16 protein-coding genes and 1 riboswitch are annotated in these 20,533 nt (G+C 65.7%); of the genes, 1 reads left to right on the top strand and 15 read right to left on the bottom strand.

The annotated features are described in order from the left end of the window. Nucleotides 1–62: 62 nt before the first annotated feature. The 3 genes from G6N24_RS08600 to G6N24_RS08590 all read right to left on the bottom strand — a co-directional run bounded on the left by G6N24_RS08600 (nucleotide 63) and on the right by G6N24_RS08590 (nucleotide 2,516). Entirely contained in the window at nucleotides 63–758 is a 696-nt protein-coding gene (locus G6N24_RS08600; RefSeq protein WP_085160668.1) for a TetR/AcrR family transcriptional regulator, read from the bottom strand. Between the two features lie 68 nt (nucleotides 759–826). Beyond that, a complete protein-coding gene (locus G6N24_RS08595) occupies nucleotides 827–1,504 on the bottom strand; it encodes an Rv1815 family serine proteinase (protein WP_085160670.1) in 678 nt (225 codons plus the stop codon). 100 nt (nucleotides 1,505–1,604) lie between these two features. After that, nucleotides 1,605–2,516, bottom strand: a complete 912-nt coding sequence (locus G6N24_RS08590) for a sterol desaturase family protein (RefSeq protein ID WP_085160672.1) — start codon at nucleotides 2,514–2,516, stop codon at nucleotides 1,605–1,607. A 179-nt stretch (nucleotides 2,517–2,695) separates the two neighbouring features. Here G6N24_RS08590 and G6N24_RS08585 point away from each other — a divergent pair, with 179 nt between their 5' ends. Beyond that, nucleotides 2,696–3,895: an NAD(P)/FAD-dependent oxidoreductase gene (locus tag G6N24_RS08585; RefSeq protein ID WP_085160674.1), complete on the top strand. Its 1,200-nt coding sequence runs from the start codon at nucleotides 2,696–2,698 to the stop codon at nucleotides 3,893–3,895. An 8-nt stretch (nucleotides 3,896–3,903) separates the two neighbouring features. Here G6N24_RS08585 and G6N24_RS08580 read toward each other — a convergent pair whose 3' ends face one another. The 12 genes from G6N24_RS08580 to eccD form a co-directional block, all read right to left on the bottom strand. Then, nucleotides 3,904–4,611: an MgtC/SapB family protein gene (locus G6N24_RS08580; RefSeq protein ID WP_085160676.1), complete on the bottom strand. Its 708-nt coding sequence runs from the start codon at nucleotides 4,609–4,611 to the stop codon at nucleotides 3,904–3,906. Between the two features lie 144 nt (nucleotides 4,612–4,755). Continuing rightward, nucleotides 4,756–5,079 carry a DUF732 domain-containing protein gene (locus G6N24_RS08575; RefSeq protein ID WP_085160678.1) on the bottom strand — a complete coding sequence of 108 codons (324 nt, stop codon included), beginning with the start codon at nucleotides 5,077–5,079 and terminating at the stop codon, nucleotides 4,756–4,758. Between the two features lie 70 nt (nucleotides 5,080–5,149). Further along, nucleotides 5,150–6,559: a PPE family protein gene (locus G6N24_RS08570; protein ID WP_085160680.1), complete on the bottom strand. Its 1,410-nt coding sequence runs from the start codon at nucleotides 6,557–6,559 to the stop codon at nucleotides 5,150–5,152. A 90-nt stretch (nucleotides 6,560–6,649) separates the two neighbouring features. Beyond that, nucleotides 6,650–7,927 (bottom strand): PPE family protein, encoded by a 1,278-nt coding sequence (locus G6N24_RS08565; RefSeq protein WP_085160682.1) that lies wholly within the window; start codon nucleotides 7,925–7,927, stop codon nucleotides 6,650–6,652. A 901-nt stretch (nucleotides 7,928–8,828) separates the two neighbouring features. Continuing rightward, entirely contained in the window at nucleotides 8,829–10,049 is a 1,221-nt protein-coding gene (locus tag G6N24_RS08560; protein WP_085160684.1) for a PPE family protein, read from the bottom strand. Continuing rightward, the gene (locus G6N24_RS08555) at nucleotides 10,046–10,228 is read right to left on the bottom strand and encodes a PE domain-containing protein (protein ID WP_139822408.1); all 183 of its coding nucleotides are present in this window, start codon (nucleotides 10,226–10,228) and stop codon (nucleotides 10,046–10,048) included. The genes G6N24_RS08560 and G6N24_RS08555 overlap by 4 nt, the downstream gene beginning before the upstream one ends. 283 nt (nucleotides 10,229–10,511) lie before the next feature. Beyond that, nucleotides 10,512–10,686: riboswitch (M-box (ykoK) riboswitch) on the bottom strand. A 118-nt stretch (nucleotides 10,687–10,804) separates the two neighbouring features. Then, nucleotides 10,805–12,028, bottom strand: a complete 1,224-nt coding sequence (locus G6N24_RS08545; protein WP_085160686.1) for a PPE family protein — start codon at nucleotides 12,026–12,028, stop codon at nucleotides 10,805–10,807. A 116-nt stretch (nucleotides 12,029–12,144) separates the two neighbouring features. Further along, nucleotides 12,145–13,413 carry a PPE family protein gene (locus tag G6N24_RS08540; RefSeq protein WP_085160688.1) on the bottom strand — a complete coding sequence of 423 codons (1,269 nt, stop codon included), beginning with the start codon at nucleotides 13,411–13,413 and terminating at the stop codon, nucleotides 12,145–12,147. Nucleotides 13,414–14,163: 750 nt separating this feature from the next. Beyond that, on the bottom strand, nucleotides 14,164–15,996 hold the full coding sequence (gene eccA, locus G6N24_RS08535) for a type VII secretion AAA-ATPase EccA (RefSeq protein WP_085160690.1): 1,833 nt from the start codon (nucleotides 15,994–15,996) through the stop codon (nucleotides 14,164–14,166). Beyond that, complete coding sequence (eccE, locus tag G6N24_RS08530) at nucleotides 15,993–17,198, bottom strand: type VII secretion protein EccE (protein WP_085160692.1); 1,206 nt, start codon at nucleotides 17,196–17,198, stop codon at nucleotides 15,993–15,995. The genes eccA and eccE overlap by 4 nt, the downstream gene beginning before the upstream one ends. Continuing rightward, nucleotides 17,195–18,970: a type VII secretion-associated serine protease mycosin gene (gene mycP, locus G6N24_RS08525; protein ID WP_085160694.1), complete on the bottom strand. Its 1,776-nt coding sequence runs from the start codon at nucleotides 18,968–18,970 to the stop codon at nucleotides 17,195–17,197. Before mycP ends, eccE begins: the two co-directional genes overlap by 4 nt. Further along, nucleotides 18,948–20,459: a type VII secretion integral membrane protein EccD gene (gene eccD, locus G6N24_RS08520; protein WP_085160696.1), complete on the bottom strand. Its 1,512-nt coding sequence runs from the start codon at nucleotides 20,457–20,459 to the stop codon at nucleotides 18,948–18,950. The genes mycP and eccD overlap by 23 nt, the downstream gene beginning before the upstream one ends. Between the last annotated feature and the right edge of the window lie 74 nt (nucleotides 20,460–20,533).

The raw sequence follows: 20,533 nt of genomic DNA, 5'->3' as shown, positions 1-20,533 counted from the left end.
GGCCCGGAAAGGCTTTGCCGCCGTCGGCCGTGCCGGGTCAGGAAGACGCAAGTGAACACGTTCTAATTTCGGTCTGCATGTTGAGTCAACAAACCCACCAGCAGCCGCATCTGGTTGTCGAACACTGCCTCGGGGTCGGTCAGCATGTCGGCGCCGTATTGCCCGAACACCTCCAGGCTGATCGCGCCTACGATGCCGGCCCAGAGGAGGAAGCACTTGGCCATGACGTGATCGTCGCCGGGAAAGCCGAATTCATGACGAATCCGCTCGAAATCAGACGACATCGGTTGTGGGGCGGGCTCATTGGTCAACATGATGTCTCCGGTGGCGATCCCCGCGGCGACCGCGTCGAAGATCGCCCCCACGACGCGGGTGCCGACCGCGACCGTGCGCTCCGCCGGCGCGTGGTAGCCGGCTACTGGGCTGCCGTAGAGCAGGGCCCAGCGGGCCGGGTGTGCGACCGCCCAACTACGCGCCGCGTGTGCGATGGCGACGACGTCGTCGCTCCACACGTAGCCGACGGTGTCGCGTGCCCGGTCCACCGCGTCGGCCAGGTCGGAATAGGAGTCGACAACTAGCAGAGTCAACAGCTCGGTGCGGCTGGACACATACCGGTACACGGCCGACGACACCATGCCCAGGTCGCGGGCGATCGCACGCAGCGACAATCCGGCCGCGCCACGATCCACGAGTTGGCGGCGGCCGAGTTCGATGATCTTCGATTCGATCTGCTCCCGCGAGTCCCGGCGCTTACCCACGCCGCCAGTCTGGCACGGTCGAGATCACTGCTCTTGGATTTTGCGCGATGCGTGACGGGCAATTTCGCCTAGCTGGCGCTGGCCCGCGAGCCGAGATCCTCGCGGACCTGCTCGGTGACGGACTGCCACGATACGGCAGCGGGAAAATCGCCCCACATGCTGTTGAAGATCCCGACAATTTGGCCGGGGCCCCCGGGTGGAACCAGGTACACCGGCCCGCCCGAATCCCCCTTCTGGCTCAGGACGCCGTGGGACATGGTGAACCACCCGTTGTTGACGCTCTCAACTGTGCCGCAGGTTTCGCCGGTGATCACGCCGAAATGGCACACGGCTTGCCCGGGCGCAACCACCAAGCCCGGCAGGGATTCCAGCCGACGCCCGCTCGGTAGAACATTGCTCGCCATGACGTTGTCGGCCAGCGCTATCGCCTCGTAGTCGGTGATGACCTGATCGGTGGCCACCGTCGTGCCGCTGGGCGTGTTGTCCCGGAAGGCCGCGAGATGGCCGATGGGGTTTTGTTCCCTGTCGGTGACGTCTCCCCCGCCCCGGCAATGCCCCGCCGTGAAGGCGATTTTCAGGACGGGGTCAACGTAGGCCAAGGTACAGACCCGGTTGTGCTGGTGGATTTCCATGCCAGGAAAGACCAACGTCGGATCGGCGTTGGCGGCCACAGGCGATACGGCCGATGCGAGCGCCGCGGCCGTTACCGCTGCGATGACTGCGCGCATTACCAGGCCGCGCACCATGGACTCCGATCCTTCGAGGCCGGCACAGCGCCGACCGCAGCTTGACGTCGCGGGGTAACCCACCCCGTCGTTAGGCTTTTCGCGCAGTCGGGGGTCCGCGTTACCGAGACGTGGCTACCTCGGTTGCGTCGTCGGGTTGACCTGCCGCGCGGGGCTCCCAACCTGGTGGTCCGAACACGTAACCCAGCCGGTCTCGCAGGCGTGTGGCCGATCGCCAGTCGCGAGCGATCGCCACGTATTCGCGGGTCTGCAGTTTCCAGATGTTGAACGTGTCGACCTGTTTGGTCAGCCCGTAGTGCGGGCGGAACAGCTCCGGCTGGAAGCTGCCGAACAGCCGGTCCCAGATGATGAGGATGCCGCCGTAGTTCTTGTCGAGGTAGACCTTGTCCATCCCGTGGTGCACCCGGTGATGCGACGGCGTGTTCAAGACGAATTCGAACGGCCGCGGCAGCTTGCCGATCCGCTCGGTATGCACCCAGAACTGGTAGATCAAGTTAAGCGACCAGCTGAAGAACACCATCCAGGGGGGAAGTCCCAACAACGGCAACGGAATCCACATCAAGATCTCGCCGCTGTTGTTCCACTTTTGGCGCACCGCGGTGGCGAAGTTGAAGTATTGGCTCGAGTGGTGGGCCTGATGAGTCGCCCAGATCAGCCGGACCCGGTGGGCTATGCGGTGGTAGGTGTAGTACAGCAGGTCGACGCCCAGGATCGCGATGACCCAGGTGTACCACCGGGTCGCCGCGAGGTGCCAGGGCGCCGCGTAGGCGTAGATCGCGGCATAGCCGAGCAAGGCGAGAGTCTTCCAGGCGGCGGTGGTGGCTATCGAAACCAGCCCCATCGAGATGCTCGCCACCGAATCGCGGGTGTGGTACGCGCCGGACACCGGTCGTGGCTTCCCCGATTTGTCGGTGGCACCCGCCTCGATTTCTTCGAGCTTTCTCGCCGCCGTCCACTCGAGAATCAGCAACAACAGGAAAAACGGAATGGCGAACAACACCGGGTCCCGCATTGGCGGGGGCAGCGCGGATAACAAGCTTGCGAGGAAATCCACACACACAGATTACGATGTTCCCCGCTGCGACCTCCACGCATTCACGGGCACGCATGTTTTGCTTGATCCCTGTGGGTGTTGCTGCCCGGTCGCGGCGCGGCAGCCGCGCTGGCCTAGATTTGTGAGGTGTTGAGCAATTGAGCGCTGTGCTCGTGATCGGCTCTGGTTTCGCGGGCCTATGGGCGGCCCTCGGCGCCGCCCGACGACTCGAGGAGCTGGCCGTCCCAGAGGGCACCGTCGAGATCACCGTGTTGAGCACCAAGCCTTTTCATGACATCAGGGTGCGCAACTACGAAACCGATTTGAGCCCCTGCCGCATCTCACTGAATGATCTGCTCGACCCCGCCGGCGTCGCGCACGTCGTCGCCGAGGTCACCGAAATCGACTCCGACGCCCGCACCGTCGCCACGTCCCGCGGTGCCATACACCGCTACGACCGCTTGGTGCTGGCATCGGGCAGTCACGTCGTCAAACCCGCCATACCTGGCCTGCTGGAGTTCGGCTTTGACGTCGACACCTATGACGGCGCGATCAGGCTGCGTCGGCACCTGCAGGCGCTGGCCGACGGCCCACCGACCCCCGCGGCCTTTACCGTTGTCGTGGTCGGTGCCGGGCTGACGGGGATCGAGACGGCCTGCGAGCTGCCGAACAGGATGCGGGCACTGTTCACCCATTGCCGGGCCGCCCCCCGCGTGGTGTTGGTCGACCACAACCCGTTCGTCGGCTCCGACATGGGCCAATCGGCGCGGCCGGTGATCGAAGAGGCCTTGGCGGACAACGGCGTCGAAACTAGGACGGGTGTCAGCGTCACCGCGGTCGACGAGGGCGTGGTGGCCCTGTCATCGGGTGAGCAGCTGGAGGCGGCCACCGTGGTTTGGTGCGCGGGCATGCGGGCCAGCTCGCTGACCGAGCAGCTGCCGGTGACCCGCGACCGGTTGGGCCGCGTTGAGGTCGATGATCATCTGCGGGTGATCGGGGTGCCCACGGTGTTTGCCGCGGGTGACGTGGCCGCAGCCCGGATGGACGACGAGCACCTGTCCGTGATGTCGTGTCAGCACGGGCGCCCGATGGGCCGCTATGCCGGCTACAACGTGATCAGCGACCTGTTCGGCGCGCCGATGCTGGCACTTAGGATCCCTTGGTATGTAACGGTTCTCGATCTCGGACCGGCCGGCGCCGTCTATACCGAGGGGTGGGACCGAGTGGTCGTGTCGCGTGGCGCGCAGGCCAAGGCCACCAAGCGAACCATCAATAGCCGGCGGATCTATCCGCCGCTGACCGGCAACCGCGCCGACCTGCTGGCCGCGGCTGCGCCCGACCTGCAGGCCCGCCCTTAGCCCCGGATTCACTCGGCCTGCGCCTGTTCGCCGGCATACCAGTGCACGGCGTAAATGCCCGGCTGCAGGGATAATTCGGCGACCATCCGCTCGAGCTTGGCCGGCGTGTGGCCGTCCATCAGCAGGTGCGCGGTCAACGTGACCTTGTCGTCGTCGGGCCCGCTCGTGTGGATGCCCCGTAGCGTGATGTCGTTGTTGCTGGTGTGTTGCACGATCTGGGCGCGCGCGTATTTTGCGGATTTGGGCCGGCAGATCACCTGGACCTGGTAGGGCTGTAGACCTTCCTCTTCTTCGACGGCGTTGTCGTGGTCGATCAGCCGGCCAAGGGGACGCCCCAGCACATGGATGGCGATCACGGTGCCGGTGCCGATCAGCGTGAACGCCAGGTGTCCCGAGGCGGCCAGCACACCCACCGCCGCCGAGCACCACAGGGTGGCGGCGGTGTTAAGGCCCCTGACATTGAACCCCTCGCGCAGGATCACCCCGCCGCCGAGGAAACCGATCCCGGACACCACGTAGGATGCGACCCTGGTGGGGCTGCTGTCCTCGGTGGCGACCGCATAAAGGACGAACAACGTCGCACCGGCAGCCACCAGTGCGTTGGTGCGCAGGCCCGCCATCCGCGCGCGCCACTGCCGCTCGAATCCGATGAATGCGCCGCATCCCACCCCGACGGCCAGCCGGAGCGCGAAATCGGCGACGGTCAGGGTGTGCATGACGCTGCGCTCCCTTCCTGACCCGCCGGCGAGGGGCAGCTAAGCACATGCGGGTTAACATCAGGTGGCCCTGGGTCAAACCGGCTGCGTTGCGGTGACCGCCAGGCAAATCACCGACGACGTCTAACCCACCGGTAGCAGCTCTCAGGCGTGGCTGAGGTGATGGGGGCAGTAGTATTTCGCCGCAATCAGGGCGAACTGAGACGCCGCCTCCATATCGAATCCGGGATTGTGGGTCTTCACGTCGTGGACGAGCTCCAGACCCGATTCGCCGTGATCCAAGCAATGGCACACCGCTTGTCCGGCCCCGATGGCCTGGGCCGGGTCGGAGTAGGCGATGCCGGCTTGTCGCAGCGCGGCGAGGAAGCCTGCGTCGTCACCGCCGCCGCCGTCGTCGGGATCGCCATACGCCGGCGCGGCAAAGCCGATCATGGAACTAGCGCAGAGCAGCGCCAGAAGCGTTTTCATAACTCACCATTCTTCCATGTCGAGGACAGGGCTATCGGGTTCGTATGGTGGCCAAAGTATTTGGCCTCCGCTAACCCAACTGCGCTTCCGACGGCACGACTTTGGGCTTGTCGCGTTTGGACAGGTGCACCGCGTGGATGCCGGGCTTTTTCGACAGTTGCTCCAGCAGGCTGTCAAGACCTTCCTGATCGACCGTGTGGTGCTGGACGCTTTCGGGTTTCTCCGAGATCTGTGCGACCAGACGCTTCAGCTTTTCCGGCGACGTGGCGTCCTTGAGGTCTTTGAGCGGGGTGAGACGGCCTCGGGCTCCGGTACGGCTCAAGGCGCTGGGTGCCCCGGCGCCCAAGGCGCTGCCGAGCATGCCGGCCGCAGACATCGAACCGAGCAGGCCCCCCTCGCCGAGCGCGGCCGCCGGCACGGCGTCCGGCCCAGCTGCCGACAAGGCGGCAGCGACCATCCTGACGGCCGGCGTGGCCGTGGCCCAGCTCGGCGGAACCGTCAACGCGCCAACCAATGTGCCGCGCCCGAAGTTGGCCGCCACGTTGTCCGGCGACACCGCGCTGTACAGCGTGCCCCGGCCAAAGTTGGGCACGCCAAGCCCCAGCCCGCCCCCCAACGCATCCTTCGGGATCTCGCCAAGGCCCGGGGTCGGGGCAAACTTGAGGAACTGTGACACGGGAAAGTTGATGAGCAGCCCGATGTCGTTGAACTGCGTGGTAAAGGCGAGTGGAACCTTCACTGCCGAGTACAGGGCCGTGAACGTCGACGCGCCGGTCGGCCCAAAGAGGGCGTTCAGGAGGGCGGTGACTGCGGCGGTGTAGTCGGTCGCGAGGTCCGCGCCTATTTGCAGCAGCCACGACACCGGGTCAGCTACCCCCAGGAGGGACTGCGCACTGCTGGCCGCGGCGCCGGCGGCCTGGCCCACCGCGGCCGCCTGGCCGGCCAGCCCGACCGCGTTGGTGATCTGGGGCGGCTCGGTGAACGGCGTCACCTGTGACGCGGCCGCCGACGAACCGGCGTAGCTGTCCATCGCCAGGGCGTCCTGGGCCCACATTTCGCCGTATTGGGCCTCGGTGGCCGCGATCGCCGGGGTGTTCTGCCCGAAGATGTTGGTCGCCACCAGCGACGCCAGTTGGGTGCGGTTGGCCGCGATCTCTACCGGCGGCACGTGAGCGGCGAACGCCGTCTCGTAGGCGCTTGCCGCCGCGGTGGCCTGGCTCGCCGCTTGCGCGGCCTGTGCGGCCGTGGCCTGCATCCAGGTCAGGTAGGGTGCGACGGCGGCCGCCATGGCCAGCGACGAGGGACCCACCCAGGGCCCGCTGGTGAGGCTCTCGATCACCGCCGAATAGGCGGCCGCTGTGGACTGTAATTCAGCGGCCAGCGCGTCCCAGGCGGCCGCGGCGGCCAGCAACGGCCCCGATCCGGGACCAGTGTAGATCCGGCCCGAGTTGATCTCTGGCGGAAACGCTGCATAGAACATGTCCGTACCCCTTACCTGGTCGTGCGCGCCCGGGAGGCCCGTGGTGGGCCACTGCTTGTCGTCTCGGCTGTCATCGCGGTTCCGCGCCCGTCACTCGTCGAGGGCCGGTATCACGATGATCGTGGCCGCGGCGGGTTCAGCCTCGGCGACCACACCGCCGAGCGACTGCGCCGCGCCACCGCCCGCGGAGCCGAATGCGGTTGCCCCCAGGGCGCGCCCGGCCAGGCTCGACAGGGCCATCTGGCTGAACACGCCGCCCTCGCCGGCGAAGGATGCCGCGGCCGGGGCGGCTACCACGTTGGCGGGTAGCACCGAGGAGACCAGTCGCATTGCGGGGGCCGCTTGTGTCCAGCCTTGCGGCACCGACATGCTGCCGACCAGGGCCGCGCGGCCCATCGACCCCGACACCGGCGCGGCGCTTGACGTCAAGCCCGCCGAGCCTAGCTTTCCCAACTCGGGGGCCAGCGGCGCCAACCCCCCGGTGATGGGTTTCGGCCCGGCGAGATAGGCGGCGACGCCCTGCCCGTTTTGGCCCCAGGCGTATGCCTGACCGAACGACAGGAATGGGCCACCGGGTATGGAAGTCCAGCCCTGGATCGAGTACGGACCGGTGAGGGTCGCCCAGATGGTGTTCCAGTTCGCCAGGTCGGTCGCAAGCCAGGGCGGCAACGAGATCCCCGGCAATGCCGCCGACGGCGACCCCGTGGTGACCGCCGTGGCCAGGTTCTGCAGCGCAGCGGGCAACGAGGTGATCAGCTGGGACAGCTGCGTCGCTATGTCCGAGCTGGCCGACGTGCTGGCGGCCTGGGCTGCCGCGGCCGATTGCGCGGCCGCCGCCGACGGGTTCGTGGTTTGGGGTGGCTCGGTGAACGGTGTTAATTCCGACGCGCTGGCCGACGAGCCGGCATACGAATACATGGTGGCGGCGTCTTGGGCCCACATCTCCGCGTACTGGGCTTCGGTGGCTGCGATCGCGGGGGTGTTCTGCCCGAAGATATTGGTGGCGATCAACGTCATCAACAACGCGCGGTTGGCCGCGATCACCGGTGGGGGTACGGTGGCCGCAAACGCCGCCTCATAGGCACCCGCGGCCAACCGGGCCTGGGTGGCAGCCTGCTCGGCCTGAGCGCCCGTGGCACCAATCCACGCCACATACGGCGCCACTGCGGACGCCATCGCGATCGAGGAGGGACCCGTCCACGGCCCGACGGTCAGGCTCTCGATGGTCGACCCGTAGGAAGCCGCTGTGGACTGCAATTCGGCGGCCAACGCGTCCCAGGCCGCGGCCGCGGCCAACAGGGGCCCCGAACCCGGACCCACATACATTCGCCCCGAGTTAATCTCCGGCGGTAGCGCCCCAAAATCCATATCTGTTACCTCCGGTCCCCTCGATGGCCGCCATCGTAATCACGCCCCCGACGGGCTGCCCACAAATCAGGACGAGCTCCTATCGAGTTCACCAAATAGCCCAATGTTCGCTTCCCGTCAATCTTACTTATTTGATGTCAACAGATGCGCGTATTCCCCCACACAAAAAATCTCTTACGGCTCGCGTTCTGCCCCGCTTCGGGTTCTCCGAACCTGATGTAGCGATCATCCTCAGCATGGTTTATTTGCGTTGCGTTCCGCTCAGGTAATCGCAACGTAAAAACTCGGTGTCACCCCTCGCCGGTGGTCGGTGAGGCCAACCACCAGCTATCACATTACTCCACCATAAGCCCTGTTCGATCGCCATGATTGCCATCCGTCAGGCAACGGATCGCGACCGATTCACCTGCCTACAGAATGACGAAAATCACCAACGGGCGACACCGCCGTCAAAGCATTTCTTCCTGCGTCGATCGTGAACTCTGCGACCCCTTTTCGTTCCATTTTGAAATACTCGAGGCGTTAAATTTGCGTTCAAACCACGATTATTACGAATCACGCCGAGTTTGCGGGCAGGCCAATGATCGCCGGCCGCGAGCTTTCCGATGACCGTTGTTTCCGCACCGACGGCCGCATGATGACGGCCTGCGCCATCGCTAGCAGGGGACGCCGTAGTCGAGTCGCATCCTGCTGGAACCGCGGCGCGACCCGCCCCATCGGCATCGACGTCGCTGACCTGGTAGCTAACTGGCACGGCGCGTTCTCCCATCGGTTTTGGAAAGAGTACGCACAACGTTATGAAGTACGTCACAAAAACAGCTGCCACCTGGCTGTTCGATTACTGCCAATGTGCTGAAAGGCCCCAGTTTCCACTAGCCGCAGTTGACAAATGCGGCCCCGCCTATCCGGCAGCGGGAGGTCGCGCGACGAACGTCGGCCGGAAGCCGTATTGAGGGAGAGCCCGGCCAAATCCTTGGCCGGCCATGTTGCCGAATGGCATCCCGGGCATGCCGGCTGCCACCGTTGGAGGGGGCGCAACCATGGGTGTGCCGCCCAACGCGGAGGCTAGGGGGCTGGTCAATGGTGCTGCAGCGGTCCAGCTTGGGGGTACCGACAGCGCGCCGACGGCGCCCGCGTTGCCCAAACCACCCGATACCAGGCCGCCCAGCCCGCCGGTGGGCGTGGCTGGGCCTACCAGCGCGGTAGCGACCCCGCCAGCCCCAGCCGCTTCGATGCCCTCCTCGGCCGCGTTCGCGGCTGCCGCACCGCCGAGCAAGCCTAGAAAAGGCGCAATCGTGTTACTCGGCAGGAAAAGCCCGGACGACGCTATCGTGTTCCAGAAATTCGAGTTGGGATCCAACAGGGTCGCTAGTTCCTGCAGCAGTTCCTGTAGCCAGGTGGGTTCGGAACCCAACATGCCCAGAATTCCCGACTGCCCTGACGAGGGCGACAAACCGGACGACGAGAGTCCTTGCAACAGGTTGGGGATCGCCGACATCACCTGTGAGAGCGTCGACTGCTGGTTGCCCGCGGCTGTCGCGCTGGCTTGGGCGACCGCGGCCGACTGCGCGGCAAGCCCGGTCGCGTTGGTGGTCTGCTGGGGCTCGGCGAACGGGCTCAGTTGGGTAGCGACCGCCGAGGACCCCGCGTAGCCGTACATGGCCGCCGCGTCTTGGGCCCACATTTCGGCGTACTGCGCCTCGGTGGCCGCGATCGCGGGGGCGTTCTGGCCCAGAATGTTGGTCGCGATCAATGCCATCAGCTGGGCTCGGTTGGCGGCGACGACCGGTGGCGGCACGGTTGCGGCGAACGCCGTTTCGTAGGCTGCCGCCGCGGCCGTGGCCTGCGCGGCGGTCTGTTCGGCTTGCACGGACGTGGTACTCATCCAGGTGACGTAGGGCATGGCCGCGGCCGCCATCGACGCGGATGCCGGTCCGTGCCATTCTTCGCTGGTCAGCGCCGTGAGCACCGAACCGTAGGACAGCGCGGTGGCACGCAGTTCTGCAGCCAATCCGCTCCAGGCCGACGCGGCGGCCAACATGGGGCCCGAGCCTGCTCCGGAGTACATCCGCGCGGAGTTGATTTCGGGCGGCAGCGTTGCGAAATCCAGTGCGGCGGTCATCGTCGATCTCCTTGTTTGCTGGCTGAAGTGGCGTTGGCGGCCTCGGTTGCCGCATATGAACCTGCGCTGGTGTTTACAACAGTGACCAGCAGCTCGTGAGCGGCCAGCGCTGATCCCACGCCATCCAAGGCGCTGGCGGCCGCAGCTAAGCCCGGTGGATGCGTCATCACAAACGACATCGGGCTAAATCCTTACCGGAAGAAATCCAACCCGGGCCGGTAGCCATTTCCGCGCGAACTATTCACACGAGACCGCGAGGCGGACGCGTGAAATAAAGCCTTCGGAATAACCGGTTCAGAATGCGAAAACGGCGCCGGGGTCGGATCGGAACGAAATGGTCGTCGATCTCGAATACGGACTATCGCCGGGACTCACTTCGCTTCTCACCTCCTCACGGCCAGGGCACACGGGGATGCCGACGCGGTGCACATCGGGGATGAGGGACCAGCCAAATAGCCGGACGCGACACCCCTCTCGTCAGAGCTTTGGCACCACACGGCGTATCCGGCCGGTCAAGCCGGAAGCCACTTGGGCTCAACCCTTAAGCCGGGAAGAGCTGTCCTGACCCTGGGCGTCTTTCGACGTTCGAGGTCAGTGGCCTGTATCCGTGCAGACGCCTCACCTAGCGAGGTGCATGCGGAGCCCATCGTGGCACTCGAAGCGATGGGAGTCAACCCACTAGGCGGGCAAGGCAACACCGAGCTTGTAAATATGGGGTTAACCATTCGCTCGTCATGTACAACCGCCAACTCTCGTCAGCCGGCGGCCGGTGGGCGCGCCATGATCGTCGGCCGAAATCCGTATCGAGGACCACTGCCGAAGCTATGCGAGTAAACACCAGGAGCCGGCATACCGGGCACACCGGGCATGCCCGCACCTGCCTCCGGCACCGCAATGGTGCTAGTCGAGCCGGCGCCCGGGAGTGGGGTACCTGCGAGCTTTGCCACCTCGATGGCCGCCGTCCAGCTCGGCGGAACAGACAATCGCCCGACCAAGGCCGCCTGGCTGGAACCCGCCGTCACTCCCCCCAAACCCGATTGGGCGACCGTCGCCCCAGTCCACGCGGCGTCGGGAGCGGGGCCCATCACCGGGAAAGCGACCTCAGGCGCCCCGCCGAGGGCCACGGCGTTGATGTCGGACATCGCACCCGTGACCGCAGGCATGATAAGTCCGGGAGCGGTGTATCCGGCTGACACCAAACCGTTTACCAACGTGGAGTTAAGGAAGAGCCCGTACGGGTTTCCATCGTTTCCATCCAGGAAATTCAGGATGTCGGCGAGCAGGCCGGACCCGGGAATGGCGTCGAGTGGTGAGGCCGCAGCCGGTGACGCGAGTCCTTGCAAGCTCGCCGGCACCGCCGACATGAGGTGCGGCAGCTCCGTCTGCGTCAGGCTGCCCACGGCAGCGCCGGCTGCTTGGGTGACCGCGGCGGCCTGGCCGGCCTGCCCGGACGGGTTGGTGGTCTGCGCCGGTTCCGTAAACGGTGTGAGCGCCGCGGCCTCCGCCGAACTCGCGGCATACCCGTACATCGCTGTCGCATCCTGCGCCCACATCTCGGCGTATTCGGCCTCGGTAGCCGCGATCGCTGGTGTGTTGATGCCCAGGAAATTGGTGGCCACCAGCGCCAGCAATCGCGCACGGTTCGCCGCGACCACGGCCGGCGGCACCGTCATCGCGAACGCGGCCTCAAAAGCCGCCGCAGCCGCCGCGGCCTGACTGGCAGTCTGGGCGGCCTGCAGGCCCGTGACGCTCATCCACGTCACATACGGGGCGGCCGCGGCCGCCATCGCGGACGATGCCGGCCCCAGCCAGCCTTCGCTGACCAAAGCCGAGATGACCGATTCGTATGCCGTTGCGGTCAAATGCATTTCCGCGGCAAGGCCATCCCAGGCCGTCAGAGCAGCCAGCATTGGCGCCGAGCCGGGCCCCGAATACATGCGCAGGGAGTTGACTTCGGGCGGGAGCGCTCCGAAATCCATTGCCTGCACCTCCTTTAACCGACCTTCAACCGACCCCTAACCAACGGGCCTTGTTGGCCTCGGTGGCCGCATGCGAGTCGGCACCGATCACCAACATCGCGGGGATCTCCCCCGGATCATCCAGCGGCTGGTGGGCGTCCCATGATCGTCGGCCGAAATCCGTATCGCGGAGCGTTGCCGAAGCTGTGCCCGTAAATGCCGGGAGCGGGCATACCGGGCACCCCCGGCATGCCCGCCGCAGCTTCGGGGATAGCGGCGGAACTGGTCCAGCCGCCACCTGGGGCCGCAGCGCCGGCGTGGTTCGCCACCGCGGTCGCCTCCGTCCAGGTCTGCGGCACGGACAACCGCCCGACCAACGCCGCCTGGTTCGTGCCGGCCGAGACCGCGCCCATCCCCGGCGAGCCCGCGGTCAGCTCGCCCAGAACCGGCAAGCTTTCGGGGCTGGCCGGCGACAGCGCGGGTATCCACGTCGGGTTTCCTTCGCCGGAGCCCATGGGTGGCAATGGGGCTTGCTGTGCGCCCAGTGCTACCGCATTGAAGTCGGCCATTGCGGACCAAACGGCGGGGCCGACGATGGCGGGGCTGACGTACCCGGCCGACGTGAATCCGTTCACCAGGTTGGAACTCAAGAAGATGCCGTAGGGATTTCCATCGTTTCCATCCAGGAAATTCAGGATGTCGGCGAGGATGCCCGACCCGGGAATGGCGTCCAGTGGCGAGGCCGCCGCTGGCGATGCGAGTTTTTGCAGGCTCGCCGGCACCGCCGACATGAGTTGCGGCAACTGCGTCTGCGTGAGGCTGCCCACCGCACGGCCGCCCGCATGGGTGACCGCCGCGGCCTGGGAGGCCTGCCCGGACGGGTCGGTGGTCTGCGCGGGTTCGGTAAACGGCGGCAGCGTCGAGGCCGCCGCAGAGCCGGCGGCATAGCCATACATCGCCGCCGCATCTTGCGCCCACATTTCGCCGTATGCGGCCTCGGTCGCCGCGATCGCGGGCGTGTTCTGACCGATAAGGTTGGTCGCGACCAGCGCCGCCAACTGAGCACGGTTAGCCGCCACCTCGGCCGGGGGCACCGTCATGGCGAACGCGGACTCAAATGCACCCGCAGCCGCGGCTGCCTGACGGGCGGTCTGCTCAGCCTGCATGCCGGTGATGTTCATCCACGCCAGATAGGGGGCAACTGCGGCCGCCATCGACTCCGACGCCGGCCCCAACCAATCGTCGCTGGTCAGTGTTGAGATCACGGTCTCGTACGCGGCTGCCGTCGAACGCAGCTCTGCCGCAAGCCCATCCCAGGCCGTCACAGTTGCCAGCATCGGCGCCGAACCCGGCCCGGAGTACATGCGCAGGGAATTGATTTCCGGTGGTAATGCTCCGAAATCCATTGCCAACACCCCCTCAGCCGGCCGCGACCGAGTTGGCGGCTTCACCGGCCGTTGAGGCCGGCGATTCCGGTTGTGTCACAACGAAACACATCGAACTTCTCCTCAATACGGATAGTCCGACCCAGCTACGGGACCTTGGCCGCCGTGATTAAGTCGGGGTGCTGCCCCTAGCACGTGCGCCATGGCTGCGCTGTGTGCTGTAGGTGCTCGGCGCCAGCCGATTCAAACGGCGGCAGGAGTGCCGCGACCGGATCGGAGGGAAACGGTCATCGTTTTCGTACAGGCGGTATCAATTCGGCCAGTCCACGCCACCTCCCGTCACGGCCGGGGCACTTACGGGAGTGCCGCCGTGGTTGCGCTAACTGGGATGAGGCCACCTAGCGAATTTGCCAGGCGCGGGCACCCCTCTGGCCCCAGCTTCGGCATGACCAAGAGTATCCGGCCGAAGCGATAACCGAAGCCAGTTGGGCCGAACCCACGCAGCGGCAGGAGATCCCTAGCTGGCGGTGGTCGGGTGGCGATCGACGTTTATCCCTTTCCAAACCCTCATTCCATGCAGCGACGTGGCTTGGCGACGAGCAGCCGGCGCCATTTCTGGCAACAGGAACACGCCTCGCTCGGGGCGTGGTGAATTAGAGCGCACCCAATAGATGCCGCCGGACCGCGGCGACTAGTAGCGGTCCTTGGGGATTGCTCGAACGCCACCTCGACATTCGCAAGGATTAGCTGCCGAGGCTGTGCGGGAAGGCGCTATGTCCTCTTCTTCTCTGCCACCGCAGCACTGAGGCCTTCGGCAAGGTCCTCACGAGTCAACTCCTTGAACCGGCGAAGTTGGTCTTCGCTGAATTCGGTGAGATCGCTGGCCAGCACCGCGTCGAGCGCTTCATCGTCGAGGCGGAAACTGCGGTGGTCGCGGGCCTTCTCGACCACATTTCGCACGAAGCCGGCATTGCCGAGAATATCGATACCGCGGATCAGGTCTCCGTCTTCGGAATAGTTCTCGTCGAGGTAAAACTTTGTGTAGGCCGGTCGCAACACCTCGGCCTCTTGGTCGGTGATGATGTCCTGGTGCTCCTGGCCCATCAAGCGGGTGAGCGCAAGCAACTCTTCCGGGGTGTAACTGAAGAACTCGATCACTGTCGAAAAGCGCCGTCGCAGACCCTGATTCACCTCTAGCATTTTTTCCATCGCCTTGGCATAACCCGCCCCGAACACCACCAGTTCGTCACGATGGTTCTCCATGTACAGCAGCAGAGTGTTGATAATCGCGTTGCCGTATGGGTCGCCTTGGGAATAGCCGCGCTCGTGCAGGGTGTGCATCTCATCGAAGAACACCGCCCCACCCAGGGCCCCCTCGAGCATTTCTTCGGTGTTCTTCTCCGCGTCGGCCATATACCGGCCTAGCAGCTTGGTGCGGCTGGTCTCCACCACCAGCGGTTTGCGCAACACGGTCAACCCACACAGCTGCTTGGTGAAGGCCCTGGCTACCGACGTCTTGCCGGTGCCCGGCGGCCCCAGCAACAAGGTGTGCCGCGATGTCACCGGCACCGGGAGGCCCATCTTTGCGCGGGCCAAGTTGACCTTGGTCGTCGACTTGATGAGTTTGATTTCCCGCTTGGCCTGCTCCATGCCCAGCATCGCGTTGAGCTCGGCATCCCCCTCCGCGAGGTACTTCGCAGCCATCGCGGCGTGGCGAGCGGCTTCGGTCTGCGCGCGGGTAGGTGCGCTGTCCGGATCCCACGGATCCGTGCGGGCCTCAATCGTCTCCGGGTCGGTAAGAATGAGCCGAAAGTTGGGGTTGTCCAACGCTTCACGGGCCGGGGTGAACTTTGCATCGCGCGAATACACCCGGCGCAACAGTTCGACGGCCTCTTCCTCGCGACCCACGTGTCGCAGGCACATGCCCTGCGTGTATAAGGCGATGTTGGCGGCGCCTGGCACCCGGTCCCCTTCGATCGCTTCCTGGCCGCGGCGGAAGGCTTCCTCGAAAACCCCTAGCGACGCAAGCGCCGTGGTCGCCATCGCCGCGCCCGCAGCCTTCAGCTCGGGATGACGCCAGGGCGTTCCTTCGGGAAACTGGACGAGCACATCCGGCCAACGTCCGGTCCGGAAGTAGAGTACGCCGCGCACGTAGTTGACCAACTCGGCATCAAACGGATGGCGGGGGTCGACACCGTCAAGTAGTTTCGAGGCCTCTGCGTAGCGTTTCGCCTCCGCGAGAACGGCGGCGTACCCGCACGCCAGCGACTCGACGCTGGTGATCGCCAATCGCAGGAACAGTCCGTCGGAGACCTCTGGACGAAACTGCAAATCCGTGACCCCCAGACGGCGGGTCTCCCACCCGAACGTCCTTACCGCCGCCCACGCGCCTGCGAGTACTTCGATGCTCTGGTCGCCCGCCAGCACCCGCGCCAGCCAGGCATCGCACATCCCCGGATCGAGGGTGGTCGCCGTGTTGAACATCTGGGCAGCCACCTGCGGATTGTGGCTGGGCTGCAGCCCGTTAACGGAGATTCCCGACGCCAGTAAACCGGCGACCATCGCGTTACGGGCGTCCTCGGCGGATGACTGTGGGCGGCTCATTGCCCTGCAGTCAAGCTCGTTGAGCTCTCCTGCGTCTGGCCGACTGGCAGTGCCAGTTCGTCGTGGTCGCGCAGGTCCCGGCTGGGTACGACCAGTGGCGGGCGGATTGCGGGGGCGGGCAGGCTGGCGCGCACGGCGGCCAACTGGCGCCCGGTGAGCCGATTGAGCCCGGCCGATACCTCCTTGGGCAGGCGGGCGTGACTGTGGTAGCGCACCCAGGCCGACAACCGCGGCCGCCCCCCGCGCGTGGTGAGCCGGATGGTGATCACCGTCGCGCCGATGTCCGGGTTATCGGCCGGCCATAGCTGCTCGAGGCTGTCGGAGGAGATATCCGACGGCGTCACCCAAAAACTGGTCGCGTAGCCGTTGAAGTGCTTCAAATGCCGCCACCCCGGACGACTCCACGTCGGCTCCAGATCGGCCAGCACGGCACTATCCACCTCGGCCAGCTCGTCCGCCGTCAACGGCCGCGCCGCGCAGCTATGCCCGTCAAGATCTTGGGCCAACCGCTCGGTCGCCGCCACTAACGTCGACGCCAACGAATCACGAGTGGCCACCGCGGCCACGTTGCGCTGCGGATTCATCCGCAACACCAACCACGTCCGACGCAGACCCGCAACGGGCCGATCACCGGCGCCGTGCTGTTCGAGCCCCCACTCCTGCAACGCCGACAAGTTCGCGTCACTGGCCCCGCCGCGCGCCTGCACCGACACAATGTCAACGCCATCCAGGTGAATATCGAACTGCCGCAACCCCTCAGCCACCGACTGCACCGACACCACCGCCGACGAGGCCGTCCGATGCCGATGCCGTCCCGACGGATCATGTTCCCCGTCGTCGACCGCGATCGCCGTCACCAACTGGCCCTGATACTCACGCACCCCGACTGTGTCCCGCCCAAACCGGCGCTGATGATCGATCGCCGGCGTACACCCGGCCGCCAATGCAGTTCCCTGATCGGCAGACCAATCCCACAGCCACGCGGCCAACCCCGACACCACCGTGATCCCGTGATAGCTGACCACCGACAGCAACGTTACCGCCACCGCCAGGCCAACCCCCACCCACCAGGCCACCCGATATTCGCCCTGCCACGACTGCGGGCAGTGACTGGCCACCACCAAGATCAGCACGTCGAGCAAAAACACCGCGGTCACCCGCGGCCACGACAAAGCCAACCCAAACCTGCGCTGAGCTTTCATTGCTGCTTCCGTGATCGACGCATCAAAGATGCCGTACCGAATACCGCTCCGGCTATGAGCAACGCCCCGGTCAAGCCGCCAGCCGCCACCCATACCGGCACCATATTGCGGGCATGGGGCGGCGTGGGCAGCTGCAGCGGGGCGGACAGCTGCTTCGGCGGCCTTGCCGGGCCCTCAGGCACATCCCACGTGAGTGCCGCCACCGGATCGACAACACCGTAGCCGACCTGATTGTCCACCCCGCGCGCCGGCGGTCTGGCCGTATGAATCAACCGGTTGATGACTTGGTATGCAGATAGCTGCGGGTACTTGGCGCGTACTAGCGCGACCACCCCGGACACGACCGCGGCGGAAAAGCTGGTGCCGGCCGGAACCAGCAACGAATTGTCCGGGCCGTCAATCGCATTGATCACACCGTCGTCACGGGGTGAGAGTCCGACGACGTCCGTTCCCGGCGCCGAGATCGACACCCACGGTCCAGCGATGCTCATTTGACTTAACGGCTGACCATTGGAATCCACGGCGCCGACCGTCAGTACATAGTCGTGGAACCAGGAGGGTGTCACCACAGTGGTGACAGCATTCCAGGCGCGGGGATCGTTCGGCTGAAGGGGGTCAAAGATCGGGTTCTGCTTGCAGTCCTTCTTGCTGCTGTCACCGGCGGCGGCCACGATGACCGCGTTCTTGTCGACAGCCGCGTAGCGGACCGCGGCACCAAGGACGCGCTGATCGATGACGTTGCGCGCACTCATGCATGTCACATCGGAGATGTTGATCACCGAAGCTCCCATGTTGGCAGCATGCACGATCGCCCGCGCCATTGTCTCGACGTTGTCGATCTTTGCCTGGGTCTGCGGATCTTCGTCGCCGGTGTAGGCATCCTTGAGGCCAAAGGCCTGGCTTGACTGACGGATCGCGATGATGTCGACGTCCGGAGCGATCCCGCTGAAGGCGTCGGGGCCCGCCGGTGGCGTCCTCGGTGGCGCCACCGGTGCCGGGTCGCGCGGGTGCGGGTTATCGACGGTCATCACCCGTGCGCCCCCGGAGTAGCCGGGAATTGTCACTGTGCCGCCGCCGTGGCTGGCCGCCGGAGCCTGCTGCGGCCCCGGCGCTGGCCCAGGCGCTGGTCCCGGCGCTGGTCCCGGAGCTCCGCCGGCTCCCTCTTCCGGGGGCGGAGCGGGAACCACGGTCACGGTTTGCGGCAGCGGTGACAGGGTCACAGTCTGTGGTGGTGGCGGTTTTGGGGGAGGCTCAGTGGTCGGAATGGTGACCGGCCTGCGCGGTACCGCCGGAGGCGGTACCGCACCGTTCGCCGGCGCGGCGCCGATCATCGACGCCACGATGGTCCCGTGCGCGTCACAGTCCGACAAACCGTCGCCACCCGCCATCACGTAGTCGCCGCCGGGGATCAAATGCGGAAACCTGGGATGTGGGGTCACACCGGTGTCGATGACGGCGACCTTCACCCCGGCCCCGCGGCCGAATTGCCACGCCTCCTGCAAGTTCAGCATGTCCATGTACTTCGGCTGCAACCGAAAGTCCGTGCCAGGCAAAACCCCTACCTCGGTGCAGTAGGAGTTCTGCTTCATCGGTGCGAGCGGTCCCGGCGGACCGTCAGGCGGCAACGCGCCCGGATCAATCGCCGGCGGCGTAATTGCAGATGCCGGAGGCAAACCTACTAATGCACCTGAGGTCAGCAGGATTGCGGCGACGGCCGCTCGAGACGCGCGACCGCACCGCAACCCTCCGCTACCGGTACCGGATCGCTGCATACACATCCATCAACCACAATGCCAGCGGGAATATCGGCATCAGGCAGAGGTACTCAATCCATTCCACAAACTTGCGGAACAACGGGCTGTAGATGGTGTTTGGCACCACCGCCGCGGCCGTCAACCCCGCCGCCGGCAACAGCACCAAGATCGCAACTCCGATTGACACCGACAAGGGCGACGACAACACCAGCGCGTACCGCACAACTATCGCGGCGACCATGATCACAGCCGTCCCGGCCAAGGTGATGGCCTGCCAGCGGTCTACGTAGGAACGACCGCGCAGCAGCACAAAGCCTGCGATGAACCCGGCCATGATCAGCGGCAGCCAGCGTTGCCCGGTGTGCGGATTGCATAGGGCGGTCACGCACGCGATCATCAGGGTGCCCAGCCCCACCAACAATCCCGACAAGAACGACCGTGCGCGTTCGGCCTGAAGCAGCACATCACGGACTGAGGCCGGCCCCTCCAGGGTGGGGGGACCGCCGCCGGATTTCACCACGGTGGTCGGCAGATCGGGTCGAGCCTCAAAAACCCATCGGCTCGTGGCGGACGGGAACACCGGCAACCGGATGCCGGCCAACCGTCGGGATAAAGCGGGCGCGGCGTGGTACGCCAGCACACAGGCCAGCACCACGCCGGCCAGCAGGGTCACCGCGCTGGCCGCCGCGACCATCCGCGCCAGGCTGGCAATTGTCGCCAACACGCTAATGGTGACAATCGCGGTGTAGATCCCGAGTCGGCGTCCGGTGAACCGCAAGGCCAACATCGCAGCGACGGCGAGCACCCCAAAGCCCAAGACCGCTTGGGGGGATCCCACCGGCCCCGGCGGTGCCGCCGCCGCAGCGATTGTCACTGGTGCGAGCGCGCTCAGCAAGATGATGTCGCCTACGCGGCGATCCTGGTCGGTACTCGCCCGCATCAACAGCAGCATCGACACCGCCAACGTCAGCACGCCAATCACCCCGGCATAGATGGTTGTCAACCACGAGTTGTGGTGCCAGCGCCACCAACCCAGCAACCCTGCTGCGAGGATGACCCCCACCGCCACCATCGACGCGCCGACCTGTACGGCGACGATCGGGTCGATCGCGGCGAATCGCTTGCTGAGATTGGACGAAACCGCGGTGGAGATGTGCTCGATGACTTGCGATCGACGTTCGGTGTCCGTGATGAACCGAATCCACAGTCGGTCGCCGTCATAGACGTCCTGTTCAGTCAGCGACTGGGTGGCACGCAACGGCGTGCCGTCAACCAAACACAGCGCCCACCTGCCGCGCCCCGTGGCCTCCAGCGGGGTTTCGCCCAGCTCCCTCAGCCGGCTGTTGACCACCTTCAGCAGCGGGTCGGTCATCACCGAAACCGGAGCGTTGGCATCCAGCAGCACGCCGATCTGGACGCCGCCGCCAGCCATGACGCCGACTACTACGGCTTGGGGCGACGAGACAGACTCAACGTCGGTCTGCGGCGCGTCAGCAACTGCGGTCATCTCCCTGCACCCCCTGCCATGTCAAATGCCTGACTCCGTGACTTCAGCAGCGCGGGGCGCGCTTTCGGTCGACG

Source organism: Mycobacterium lacus (assembly GCF_010731535.1).
Lineage (GTDB): Bacteria > Actinomycetota > Actinomycetes > Mycobacteriales > Mycobacteriaceae > Mycobacterium > Mycobacterium lacus.
This window is presented reverse-complemented; position numbering and strand designations above follow the sequence as displayed.